General features: G+C 67.9%; 15 protein-coding genes and 2 pseudogenes. 8 read left to right on the forward strand and 9 right to left on the reverse strand.

The genetic code is table 11. The features are described from left to right. On the forward strand, positions 1-419 hold a 419-nt coding region (locus tag LDL49_RS55525), incomplete at its 5' end, for a DDE-type integrase/transposase/recombinase (RefSeq protein WP_225303030.1). Here LDL49_RS55525 and LDL49_RS59720 read toward each other — a convergent pair. Continuing rightward, positions 342-611 (reverse strand): transposase, encoded by a 270-nt coding sequence (locus LDL49_RS59720; protein WP_225303031.1) that lies wholly within the window; start codon positions 609-611, stop codon positions 342-344. The genes LDL49_RS55525 and LDL49_RS59720 overlap by 78 nt on opposite strands. A 183-nt stretch (positions 612-794) precedes the next feature. Between LDL49_RS59720 and LDL49_RS55535 the strand changes: the two genes are divergently transcribed. The 4 genes and pseudogenes from LDL49_RS55535 (at position 795) to LDL49_RS55555 (ending at position 4,031) form a co-directional block, all read left to right on the forward strand. After that, on the forward strand, positions 795-2,189 hold the full coding sequence (locus LDL49_RS55535) for a hypothetical protein (protein WP_225303032.1): 1,395 nt from the start codon (positions 795-797) through the stop codon (positions 2,187-2,189). Beyond that, positions 2,189-2,728: pseudogene (locus LDL49_RS59725) on the forward strand (IS701 family transposase); the annotation flags it as partial. The gene LDL49_RS55535 and the pseudogene LDL49_RS59725, both read left to right, overlap by 1 nt. Positions 2,729-2,845: 117 nt before the next feature. Further along, positions 2,846-2,974: pseudogene (locus tag LDL49_RS55550) on the forward strand (IS5/IS1182 family transposase); the annotation flags it as partial. A gap of 364 nt (positions 2,975-3,338) precedes the next feature. Then, positions 3,339-4,031, forward strand: coding sequence for a CPBP family glutamic-type intramembrane protease (locus LDL49_RS55555; RefSeq protein ID WP_225303033.1), 693 nt, complete (start codon positions 3,339-3,341; stop codon positions 4,029-4,031). Here LDL49_RS55555 and LDL49_RS55560 read toward each other — a convergent pair. The 4 genes from LDL49_RS55560 to LDL49_RS55575 all read right to left on the reverse strand — a co-directional run bounded on the left by LDL49_RS55560 (position 4,018) and on the right by LDL49_RS55575 (position 6,196). Further along, positions 4,018-4,275 carry a hypothetical protein gene (locus LDL49_RS55560; protein WP_225303034.1) on the reverse strand — a complete coding sequence of 86 codons (258 nt, stop codon included), beginning with the start codon at positions 4,273-4,275 and terminating at the stop codon, positions 4,018-4,020. The two genes, LDL49_RS55555 and LDL49_RS55560, sit on opposite strands and share 14 nt — an antisense overlap. A 37-nt stretch (positions 4,276-4,312) precedes the next feature. Beyond that, complete coding sequence (locus tag LDL49_RS55565) at positions 4,313-4,747, reverse strand: ArsR/SmtB family transcription factor (RefSeq protein ID WP_225303035.1); 435 nt, start codon at positions 4,745-4,747, stop codon at positions 4,313-4,315. Then, positions 4,686-5,285: a hypothetical protein gene (locus LDL49_RS55570; protein WP_225303036.1), complete on the reverse strand. Its 600-nt coding sequence runs from the start codon at positions 5,283-5,285 to the stop codon at positions 4,686-4,688. Before LDL49_RS55570 ends, LDL49_RS55565 begins: the two co-directional genes overlap by 62 nt. Positions 5,286-5,797: 512 nt before the next feature. Beyond that, on the reverse strand, positions 5,798-6,196 hold the full coding sequence (locus LDL49_RS55575; RefSeq protein WP_225303037.1) for a hypothetical protein: 399 nt from the start codon (positions 6,194-6,196) through the stop codon (positions 5,798-5,800). Between the two features lie 4 nt (positions 6,197-6,200). On the opposite strand from LDL49_RS55575, the gene LDL49_RS55580 reads away from it, so the two are divergent. Beyond that, entirely contained in the window at positions 6,201-6,779 is a 579-nt protein-coding gene (locus LDL49_RS55580; protein WP_225303038.1) for a GNAT family N-acetyltransferase, read from the forward strand. Positions 6,780-7,300: 521 nt separating this feature from the next. Here the strand turns inward: LDL49_RS55580 and LDL49_RS55585 are convergent. Both LDL49_RS55585 and LDL49_RS55590 read right to left on the reverse strand, forming a co-directional pair. Continuing rightward, the gene (locus tag LDL49_RS55585; RefSeq protein ID WP_225303039.1) at positions 7,301-7,615 is read right to left on the reverse strand and encodes a hypothetical protein; all 315 of its coding nucleotides are present in this window, start codon (positions 7,613-7,615) and stop codon (positions 7,301-7,303) included. A 103-nt stretch (positions 7,616-7,718) separates the two neighbouring features. Next, positions 7,719-8,657 carry an NADP-dependent oxidoreductase gene (locus LDL49_RS55590; protein ID WP_372470751.1) on the reverse strand — a complete coding sequence of 313 codons (939 nt, stop codon included), beginning with the start codon at positions 8,655-8,657 and terminating at the stop codon, positions 7,719-7,721. A gap of 89 nt (positions 8,658-8,746) precedes the next feature. On the opposite strand from LDL49_RS55590, the gene LDL49_RS55595 reads away from it, so the two are divergent. Further along, entirely contained in the window at positions 8,747-9,727 is a 981-nt protein-coding gene (locus LDL49_RS55595) for a GlxA family transcriptional regulator (protein WP_225303041.1), read from the forward strand. 11 nt (positions 9,728-9,738) lie between these two features. Next, positions 9,739-10,005: a hypothetical protein gene (locus LDL49_RS55600; protein ID WP_225303042.1), complete on the forward strand. Its 267-nt coding sequence runs from the start codon at positions 9,739-9,741 to the stop codon at positions 10,003-10,005. Positions 10,006-10,109: 104 nt separating this feature from the next. On the opposite strand, the gene LDL49_RS55605 is transcribed toward LDL49_RS55600, so the two are convergent. Both LDL49_RS55605 and LDL49_RS55610 read right to left on the reverse strand, forming a co-directional pair. Further along, on the reverse strand, positions 10,110-10,292 hold the full coding sequence (locus LDL49_RS55605) for a hypothetical protein (protein WP_225303043.1): 183 nt from the start codon (positions 10,290-10,292) through the stop codon (positions 10,110-10,112). A gap of 235 nt (positions 10,293-10,527) precedes the next feature. Then, positions 10,528-11,076, reverse strand: a complete 549-nt coding sequence (locus tag LDL49_RS55610) for a penicillin-binding transpeptidase domain-containing protein (protein WP_225303044.1) — start codon at positions 11,074-11,076, stop codon at positions 10,528-10,530. Positions 11,077-11,250 lie beyond the last annotated feature (174 nt).

Raw genomic sequence — 11,250 nt, forward strand, 5'->3', positions numbered from 1 at the left:
AGCTCGGGTTAGCCGGCCGTGCGGCCAGCAGACGCCGGTCGCTGACCCGTCAGGGCAAACGGCCCGCTGCGCCCGACCTGGTCCGGCGCACGTTCACCGCGGTCGCGCCGGACGTGTTGTGGTGCGGCGACGTCACCGAGATCGTCACCGGCGAGGGCAAGCTCTACCTCGCCACCGTGGAAGATCTGTTCTCCCGCCGGTTGCTCGGCTATGCCATGTCCGAGCATCACGACGCGGCGCTGACCATCGCCTCGCTGCAGATGGCCGCTGTCACCCGCGGCGGCACCGTCGACGGGGTGATCTTCCACACCGACCGCGGTAGTGAACTTAGATTCAAAGAGTCAAGGCAACACATTGGGCCGGCGCAGCTCACGGACCTCCCGTTCCAACTCGGCGATCCGCTGCGCGTCCTCGGTTGAGGTGCCGGGCCGCTGGCCGCCATCGATTTCGGCTTGACGCACCCAACTGCGCAACGCTTCGCGGTGCACGCCGAGTTGCTGGGCCACTCGCGCGATCGCGCCGGGCGCCTGGCCGGTCTGCTCACGGATCTCAAAGACCATCCGCACCGCGCGTTCACGGAGCTCGTCGGGGTACTTCTTGGGGGCTGGCATCGCGTGTGAATCTCCCTTCCGCCAGCACGATCATGCTGGCTTCAGGGCCTCCAACCAACCCGGACCGGTTCAAAGAAACGTGGCGATGCTCGGCAGGGATGCCGCTGGTATCAACGAGGTCGGTCCTGCCAGTCTCCTCTGAACACTACCCAGCAGCGTTGAGCACCGAATGTAGGAAATGACGTGGCACAACCACCCTACGGCCGGCCCCCGGGAGGACCGTACCCCTCGCCGCCCCAGTTTCAGGGCGCGCCACCGCTGCGCCGACGGCGCAGCGGGCTGGCCGGATGGCTCATCGCCGCAGGGCTGGCAGGCGTACTCGTCGTCGCTCTCGGCATCGTCGCCGGTGGTCTGCTCGTGGGACACGCCGGACCACCGCTGATGTCACCGTCGGCTCAGAGGACGCTGGACGCGGGAGCGGACGGCACCAAGCTGGGTACGGTCGATCGCCCGGGCTATCACGACATCTCCGAGGGCATTGCCGATCCCGCTCCGCTGGCCGAACGGGGAAGCCACGCACCCATGAGATACGGCGACACGCTGGTGATCCCGGCCTGCGCGCTCCTGACCCTCACTGATCTGAAGAAGCATGGGCTGCTCCTTGTCCCGAATCCCCTGGGGAGCGCCTACCGACGGTCGGTCTTCGACGGCCAGGGCCGTGGGGCCGTGGAGAAGGGCAGCCAGTTGTTCTTCCCTGTCACATCGCTCAACTCCTGCCAATACCTGATCGAGGCCGCGGGGCACGTGGAGATCGAGGTATTTCAGGAGGAGTACACGTCGCCCTCGGCGATGGTGTACGAATTCAAGAGATATGACAGCCTTCCCGCCATCGCCGGCGTGTCGATACGACGCAAGGCCAACGGGGTCGGCACCGCGACGTCCTATCTCAGATACGGGCTACGGCTGGGCAAGACTGCGGTGCGGCTGACGATGAAGCTGCCCCCCGGAGCCGACACCGGCAGACTCGAACGGGCCATGCTGGTTACGGTCGCCGGACATCTGAGGCGGGCCTCGCTCAGTCCCACGGGGACCCCGACCGTCACCTACGACAGCCCACTGCTCACATCTGAACCTGCCTCACCCTGCGCCGCCTTCCGGGCTGAGGACTTCCACGCGCACTTCGGCCGGCCGCCAGCACCCTTCGTGGAGGAGATCTTCGGCTCGGCGGTCGGTCGCACAGATTTCAGCAGCGGAGGGACGGGCATCGCCGACGCCACGGAATACGCGTATACGTACACCGAATGCAAGAGATTCACGGGCGAGGACGCGGTCGACCGGCACACACTCACGATGGCCATCACCAGCTATACCGCCGACGCGGCCGCTGAGCACGCCATGGTCATCGGCCGCCAGGTGGAGGCGGGAAAGCCGCTGAAGAAGGCCCTGGCGGCTGACGCCTACTGCGTGACCAGGAGGTACGCGCGAGCGACAGGTGCGCTGGCCGTCCGGCAAGGCCGCTTCCTGGTGATCTTCTCGATGACGGATCCCGACCGGCCCCAGGACGGCGTTGATCCCGGCGAGAAGTGTGAGAGCATGCGCGGCCTGGCCGAGAGGGTCGCGAGCCGGCTGAAGGGCTGATCACCCGGGGATCGAGCCCACGCCACAACGTCACCGGTACGCCGAACTCCTCACGCCCGCGCGTCAGCGGCCGTGAAGGCCTGCAGGAAGGTGTGCGCGGCGGCCTGAGAGAGGCCGCGCAGCTCGCTCGCGGGGACGTGGCGCGTGCCAAGGCGTGCCCGCCTGTCCACCGGGCCGGTGAGCAGGGCGAAGAACTGGGGATGCAGCGGCTGCCGAATGCGGCCCAGTGGGACGCTGATGCGGTGCGCGATGATCTGCGTGCTTACGTGGTCGAGCACCTGGGCTCGGGTGATGGTGTGCTCGTCGTGGACGAGACCGGGTTCATCAAGAAGGGCGATAAGTCCGCCGGGGTCCAGCGCCAGTACTCCGGCACGGCCGGCCGGATCGAGAATTGCCAGCTGGGGGTGTTCCTGGCGTATGCGACCAGCACCGGCCGCACCCTGGTGGATCGGGAGCTGTATCTGCCCAAGTCGTGGATCAGTGATCGCGACCGGTGCGCCAAAGCGGGCATCGCAGCCGAGGTGGAGTTCGCCACCAAACAGGCCGCCGAGCGTAAGAGCTCGCGCGGATAGGGGCGGCAGAGTCGTGCATCCAGGGACAATCGCAGGATCTGGCAATCATGGAGTTGCGACATTCTGTGATCACCAGGGAGACCTGTGCCCGCACTGCCATCGTGGCTGACCGAACCGCTATGGGATCAGTTCTCCGCGCTGCTGCCCAAGCGACCGCTCTACGATCCGGCCCATCCGCTGGGCTGCCACCGCCCGCGCATCAGTGACCGGATCGCCGGTTCCGTGTCGGACCAGATCGTCAGCGAGTGGTCGAGCAGCACGGTACCGATGGAGGGAAGCCAGAAGAGGGCTCGGTGTACCTCAGGCGCCCGTGATCCCGGATGGCGCGGTGCCTCGCCACGACCAACCTTGACCGAACGGTTGATGGATCCCCGACGAATCTCGGCCAAAAAGCCGAGTTGGGTACACAATCCTCTCTGAAACGATCTGTGCTCGTTGTAGATCAAGCACTGAAAGGGCTGCGGATGAGCACAAAAAATAAAGGGTCGCGGCATTTCTCGTCATCTGTTTCGGGGTGACATGGGCATATATTTTCGGGGCCCGGTTCCTCTTGGACCTATCCCTGGTCAATCCCCTAGTGCAACTGCCGATGGGGTTTTTCCCAGCCATAGCGGCGATCATTGTCCGCCGTTGGATCACCAGAGAGAGGTTCCGCGACGCTGGACTAGCAATCCGGCTCAACAGCGGCTGGCCCTACTATCTCCTCGCCTGGATGGGCCCGCTGCTCGTTGTCATGGCGGCCGTTGGGTTAGCGGCGGCCTTGGGGCTGTGGAGTCCAGACCTCTCGCCGCTGGACACCCTAATGGTGGGGCTGCCCGCCTGGGCGTCGCTTTCCCTGCTGATGGCGGTCGTCGTCCTGCTCATCCCCATCTACTGGGGAGAGGAATTCGGCTGGACCAGCTATCTGAGGTTGCGTATCTTCACCAACCGCCCGCTTCTGTCCGTGACTGTTACCGGACTTATTTGGGCGGTGTGGCACTATCCGCTGGCCTTCGTCGGCTACATCGAGTTCGAAAACATTCCCCTCGGATTGTTCATCTGGACCGTCACTTTTCTCTTCCAGGAGATCATACTCGCCTGGCTACGGCTGCGCAGCGGCACCATCTGGACATCGAGTCTGGCCCATGCGGGCAACAACATGGTGCTCTTCCTGCTGACCAGCATGCTTCTGCCCAACCTCGACATCAACACCACCACACTGCTCGTCACCGCCCCGCTCGCCGCGATCAGCGCCTGGATCGTGCTCAGCGGACAGTTCAAGAGCGATTGACCGTCTGCTCGACCGCGTCGAGGGTCCTGTCCACCGCGGACAGGCGGCTGCCGAGGATCTCGGCGGCGGTTCCGCTCATCCGGAGAAGGTCGCTCACGGCCGTGGCCATCGCCTGCGACCCTGGCACGTCCCCGAAAGCGGCCTTGCCAGGAGCCAGGCCGCTCAGCCCGGCGAAGGCGTCGGAGGCTGACTTGGCCACCGTCGCGCATGACCCTAGCGCCTCGCGCCGGAACCTGAGTGCCATCCAGAGCTACCTTCCCTCACCCGTCCGCAGGCCTCTGTCAGCTGCGGAACAGTTCCAGCAGTTCCTCCGCCCGGTGGGTGCGGGCGATCCACACCTCGCGGCCGCGGCGCTCTCGCATGATCAGCTGTCCGGCACCCAGCCGGTCGCAGTGGTACGTCAGCCCGCTGGGCGCGATCTGCATGGCGGTGGCCAGCATGCTCATGGTCATGGGCTGCTCCAGGGCGCAGAGCAGATCGGCGCGGACCGGGCCCAGGAGCGCCGACAGCTCGTCCAGGGCGGGCGCGACGGGCTTGCGCCACAACGAGTCCGCGCCGGGCACCGGGTAGGCGGTCCAGACGGCGTCCGGGCTGTCCAGGCTGACGATCACGGCGTCCTTGCCGGCCAGCATGGGCACCAGAACGAGCTTCCTGTCACCCAGCTCGAACGTGCTCGACTCCAGGTCGGAAATGAGCAGACCGCGCTCGCCGTACACGATGCGCTCGCTCAGCGCGCCCAGCAACAGCTCGTGGCCGCCCCGCACAGCCGCTACCCACCCGCTCGACCTCCCTGTCGAGCAGTGGGCGGGCACGTTTCCACAGCGGCTCCGTGGCGTTCCAGACGTCGGCCAGAGCACTTGCGTACCCGCGCAACCAGCGCATGGGCCGCCCGGCGGCCGAGCGCCAGTGTGGCGGCGGCGTCCCCGGGCCGAACGTCTGCTCCAGATCCTTGATCAGAGCGTCGGGCGAAATGTCCCGCAGGGCGCTGATCTGCGACTGCACGGTGACATCACCGTCGATGGGGGAGCGCGGCACGGTACTGTCCGGCGCGATCGAGCTACCAGGTACGGCCAGCGGACGCACAGCGTCCTGGCCGAGCGGGCCGACCCGTGAGGCGATCGCCTTGCGCCACAGTTCGGGCAGGCCGCGGCGGCGTCCCGCGAGGGCGTCGGCGATCATGGCGAGCGCGGTGAGGTTGGGCGAGATGGAGATCTGGAGCTGCGGGGTGGAGCTCACCCGCAACTCGCTCCACACACTGGTTTCCGTAGCTGTCTGGGGCCCCCATAGGGGGACTCTAGACAGAGCGGACATCTTCCTGCGGAAGTTTCAACGAAGCTCGAAACATCGGATAATGGACGATTCCATGGCATATGTGAACTCCGGGGGCCTCACGTCAACTCCTGTAACGCCAGCCACGGGCGGCCAGGAGATCTCTGGGAAACGACGGGGACAGCAAGGGGCGTCACGGGACGCCGAGGGAGCAGCCCGAGCCGCAGCATGATCATGATCATACACATCAGAATAAGGATTCTGTCCGGTATAGATTAAAGCCTCATTCGCAGTGTCGGCTCGGGAACGCCACGGCGAGCGCGAGCGCTGCCAGTGACACACCGCCCTCACACATGCGGGCGGAGCAGCACCGTTCGATCGCCTGCGCGCGGCAGAGCTCCATCAGGCCGCTCAGCGGAGCACCCTGCCGGCCGGATCCCCGGCCGGTGTGACCGCACGCACACGCCCGATCGGCTTGTACGTTCAGCTGGTGTTGATCACGACCTTGCCTCGGCGGTACCCGCTCCCGACGTCACGCTGTGCCTCCGCGGCGTGGTCCAGGGCGCAGTCCGCTCCGATGTGCACAGAAATTTGGCTCTTCTGTGACAAGCGAGCATCTCGATGAGACCTTCCGCGCTGCGGACACCGGTCCAGTCGCGGATGCTATGGGCGGCAATCTCGTCGGAGAAAGGCATGGTCACCACGCGTTCCGGGTCGTGGGCGATTTCGAGTGTCGCGCGCAGTCCGTCGACCTCGAATCCGAGAGCGGCGTTCGAGGCGATGGCGCGCAGCCGTTCCACGAGACCGGGCCCGTAGGCGACCGGGATCGTCCCGAGGGATCGCAGGTAGTCATGGTTGGCCTCACCGGCAGTGCCGATCGCGGTGCTCTCCCCCATCGCCTTGGCAAGTTGGACCGCCGTCGTCCCTGGGCGCCCTGGGCGGCTCCGGAGAACCCGCCCCCTGCGGGAGTTCACTCCGGCCGACGTTGACGCGCTGCTGGCCATCTACAGCGACCCGCGAGTGGCCGAGCATATGAGTTTCGAGCCCCGGACCCGAGACCATGTCGAGAACACCATCGCCAACGTCGTCGAGATGGCCGCCCACAAGCCGCGCACGGACTACTCCCCCGCCGCGATGCACCCCGGCGACGAGCTGGTGGCGTTCGCGCGGCTCGCCGTCGACGTCGGCCACCCCCTCAAGAACAGCGCCCAGATCGGATTCGCGCTGCGCGCCGACCAGTGGGGGCGCGGCCTCGGTGCTGAGATGGTGGGACTCCTGCTCCGGCTCGGGGTCGAGCAGCTCGGCGTCTACCGCATCTGGGGCGCACGAAGCCCTCACAACACGGCGTCCGCCCGCGTCATGACAAAGGCAGGCATGGTCGAGGAAGGCGTCATCCGCGGACACATCAAGCTCGCGTCGGGATGGCGAGACTCCGTCGTGCATTCCATCCTTGCTCCGGAATGGGAGCAGACCAGGTAGACACGGTGGGGCCGGGAAGGTCACCTCACCGATGTCGGTCTTCCGGCCGGTCGCGACAGGATTCTTGGTCGAGATGTCGAACCGGCCCTGACGACGGCCGACCAAGGCCAGCGTCTCGGTCAGCAGGGTGAGCCGTTCGGCGTCGAGCATCGTGCCTGGCGTCGCGGAACGTCCCACAGGACACGCCCGCCCGCACAGTGATGGGGGACACGATTCGATGTGCCCGGAACCCAACCGTCAGGGGGCCCCACCCTGGTGCTGGACAGGCAGGCCGGGGTCGAGCCGGCTCAGGAAACTGCACGCCACGCCAGCGCGCTCGGGATGGGACTGCATGCCTCCTCACCGCTACCACGACCTGATCGCCGCCCCGCCGTCGCACCTGGTGGCGGTGTCCTCGCAACTGGACGCCTCAGGAGATCGGTGCTCACCAGCGCGGGCCGTTCCGAAGAGGCTCCAAGCGCACGCCGCGATCTGCGGCTGACGGTTCCTGATGCTGTCTCCGGTGCTGCCGGCGTACGCGGTCACGGGGGCGACGAGCACACTTGTGGCGACGTGCAGCGCTGGCGCCCGCTCGGCGTGATGAACCCGAGGACCTCGTCGCCCGCCGCGAAGCAGCGCACGTGCCAGCCGGTCTCCACGACGACACAGGCCAGGTCGCTGTCCTGCCCCGAGGGGGACGTCGCCGGGCCGGCGGTCGTGCCGCGCGCTCGCGGATCATCATCTCGCCGGGCTGGATCCCGCCGGCGCACCTCGACCAGCACCTGCCCGGGACCGGCCGCTCCGCCTCCTCGATCCCGCCGTACCGGTGGAACCGCACATCCTTCATCGCCGATCACCCGCTCTTCCTCGTTCCGACGGTCACACGGCGCCTCTGCCCTGCCCCGTACGAATCGAGAACGGGAGCGCTCCCCCTAGGACCGGCGCTCCCATAATGTCCAGTTAGCGCACGGTCAGCACCAGCTTGCCCGCCGTGTGGCCGGTCTCGAGGAGCGCGTGGGCCTTGGCCGCGTCCGCCAGCTCGAACGTGCCGGCGATCTCGGCCCGCAGCCGGCCCTCGGCGGCGAGCTGGGCGATGGCCGCCATCCCGGTGTGGTCGTGTTGCACGAGCAAGACCTCGGCGCGTACCCCGAGACGTGCGGCCTCCTCGGCGAGCGCCTGGTTCCCCGGGTCGATCCGGAGGGAGACCAGCAGGCCGCCCGGGCGCAGGCTGCGCAGGGAACCGATGGCGTGATCGCTGCCCTGGGCGTCCAGGACGACGTCAGCGTCGCGAACGGCCTCTGCGACGTCCGTGGTCCGGTAGTCGACGACCTCGTCGGCGCCGAGCGACCGCACGAAGTCGTGGTTCGGGGCGCTCGCGGTGCCGATCACGTACGCCCCCTGGGCCTTGGCGATCTGCACGGCCAGGTGGCCGACCCCGCCGGCCGCCGCGTGGATCAGCACCCGATGGCCGGGCTGGAGGCGGGCGGTGTCCACCAACGCCTGCCAGGCGGTGAGCGCGGCGAGCGGCAGCGCCCCGGCCTGCACGTGGTCGATCGCGGCCGGCTTGTGCGCGAACGCGCGGGCGGGCCCGGTGACGTACTCGGCGTGCGAGCCGCCCCCGTACGGGTACGGCAACATGCCGAACACCTCCTCACCCGGCTTGAACAGGGTGACGCCCGGATGGATCGCCTCGACGACGCCGGAGACGTCCCAGCCGAGGACGAACGGCGGCGTGCCGAGCCAGAGCCCGGGAAGGGACCGGTGCTTCCAGTCGGTCGGGTTGATGCCTGCGGCGCGCACCCGCACCAGGATCTCGCCGGCTACCGGCGCCGGTCGTGGCAGCCGGACCTCCTTGAGCACCTCGGGGCCGCCGAGGACGTCCTGGCTGATCGCGCGCATGGTGATGATGTCGTTCATGGGTCCCAGCCTGCTGTGCCGGGCCGCCGCGCGGGAGTGGCAGGAAAGTCAATTGTCGATATAATCCTGCCATGCACCGTGTCGCTGTCCTGGCGCTCGACGGCGTCTACCCGTTCGAGCTCGGCATCCCACAGCGCGTCTTCGCCTCCGCCGACGGCCGCTATGAGGTGGTCACCTGCTCGGCCGACGGGCGGCCGGTGAGTACCTCGGCCGACTTCACGATCGCCGTCGAGCAAGGGCCGGAGATCCTGGCCACGGCGGACACCGTGGTCATCCCGCCATACACGTCGGCCCCGGCCTCGGCGCAGCTCCCGGCCGCCACGGCGGCCGCGCTCGCGCTCATCCCGGAGGGCACGCGCATCGTGTCCATCTGCACCGGCGCCTTCACCCTCGCCGCTGCCGGGCTGCTCGACGGCCGCCGGGCCACGACGCACTGGAAGCTCGCCGCCCGGTTCCGCGAGCTGTTCCCCGCGGTCATCCTCGACGCCGACGTGCTGTTCGTCGACGACGGCGACATCCTCACCTCGGCCGGGGCCGCATCCGGCGTCGACGTGTGCCTCCACCTGGTACGCAAGGACCATGGCAGCCGGCTGGCCAACCACGTCGCCCGCCGGTGCGTCGTCCCGCCCTGGCGCGACGGCGGGCAGGCGCAGTACATCGAGCAGCCGGTGCCGGAGCCGTCCTCGGCCGGCACGGCGGCCACCCGTGAATGGGCCCTCACCAGGCTGGACGAGCCGCTGACGGTGGCTGACCTCGCCGGGCACGCCCGGATGAGCCCGCGCACGTTCGCCCGCCGCTTCCACGACGAGGCCGGCGTGAGCCCGGGGCGATGGCTGGTCCAGCAGCGCGTCAACCGGGCGCGGGAGTTGCTGGAGGCCAGCGACCTGCCGGTCGAGTCGATCGCCCGCAGGGTCGGGTTCGCCACCGCCGCGTCTCTGCGCCAGCACCTGCACGCCGCGATCGGCGTCTCGCCGGTGGCCTACCGCCACACCTTCCACGCGACGGGCGTGCCGGCCGCGGTTGCGGACCGGGAGCGGGACGCGAGAGGTTGACCGGTGCGAAGATGCGCGACGATCAGGCGGCCGTGTCTCTGGAGACGGTCCGCACCCTGGTGGACGAGCAGTTCCCGCAATGGAAGGACCTTCCCTTGGCGAGCGTCGCCCACGGCGGGACGGTCAACGCCATCATGCGCGTCGGCGACCGGCTGACGGACCGCTTCCCGCTCCAGCCGGGCGACGCCGGCTCGCTGCGCCGCGGGCTGGAGTCCGAGGCGCGGCCGCCCCGCGAGCCGACCGCGGCATTGCGTCTGCTCTTACCTGGACGTGCATGATGCTTGAGTCCCTTGGGTTGGACGTTTCTGTGGAGACGGTGTACCGACCCCTTCTCCAACGCCCTGAGTTGGATTTGGGTGTAGCTGTCGTTCAGCGAGCACGTTCATCGTGAGTAGCTGAGAAACTCCTCGAAGACGCCCAGATCAGGCTCAGCGTGGTCGCCTCCAGCGTCTTCGGCTGCGCCATACCGGCCGCACTCATCACCGGCGAACGCAACCTCACCGGCCTGGCCCAGCTTGCCCGCGGCCGCACACGCGCCAAGATCAGCAGCGTGGTCCAGGGCCATCGTGTGCTTCTTCTTTGCGGGTCACTTGGCGGTTTCACACAGAGACTCACGCGATGGCCCCCTTTGTTGGAGGTGACGCGCCGTTAAGGGCCGGTCCTACACCACCCGACGGGGACGTAATCCTCTCTTTCCCCGCGACGATTCGGAGTCGGAGCGGCACGCCGCCGGGGTGGCGCAGGCGAACAGGTTGGCCGAGACGAGCAAGGACAAGATCTGGAGATCCGCGAAGGATCCGTCAAAAGCCGTCGCCCTGGCGGGGCGTGTCGCCGAGGTCCATGCCTTCAGCGTCGGCCTCGTCTCGCTCGGGCTTCTTGGGCGCGCAGCTGTTGCAGCCGCCGAATCGGGAGCTGTCCACGGGGTGGAAGGGGGTCTTCTTGATGCCCTTCAGTGCGTCGAGCATGGTGGCTTTCCAGATCCGTCCAGAGATGTCGGCTCCGAAGACGATGGAGTAGTCCCGGCCGCCGATGGTCACTCCCCTGAGCGGGTGGTCGATCGGGCCGCGGGGGTCGCCGAGGCTGACCGCGCTGGCGAGGTCGGGGGTGAACCCGGCGAACCATGCGGTGTAGGAGTTGTCGGCGGTTCCGGTCTTGCCGGCCGCGGGGCGCTCGATGCCTCCGACGTGGCTCATCGTGCCCCGGGTGAAGACACCCGTCATGATGTCCGTCGCGGCGTCGGCGACGCCCTCGTCGACGGCTTGGCGGCACTTGGGCTCGTAGGTGGTGGTCTTGCCCTCGCGGTCGGTGATCGAGGTGACGGCCATCGGTACGCAGTAGGTGTCGATCATGCGTGAGGTCCGGGCCAAGTCGTGTCGTGCCATGTACAGCGGGACTTCGGTCGCGTCCGAGATGCGGTGTAAAAGTGAACGAGCGTAGGTTGCCGTGCTGAACCGACCAAAGTTCGCACTACGCAAGGACCTACGCTCGTGGCACGCACACTACCGCCCGTTCAGGCCATTCGC

This window comes from Nonomuraea aurantiaca (assembly GCF_020215705.1).
In the GTDB taxonomy this organism is placed as follows: domain Bacteria; phylum Actinomycetota; class Actinomycetes; order Streptosporangiales; family Streptosporangiaceae; genus Nonomuraea; species Nonomuraea aurantiaca.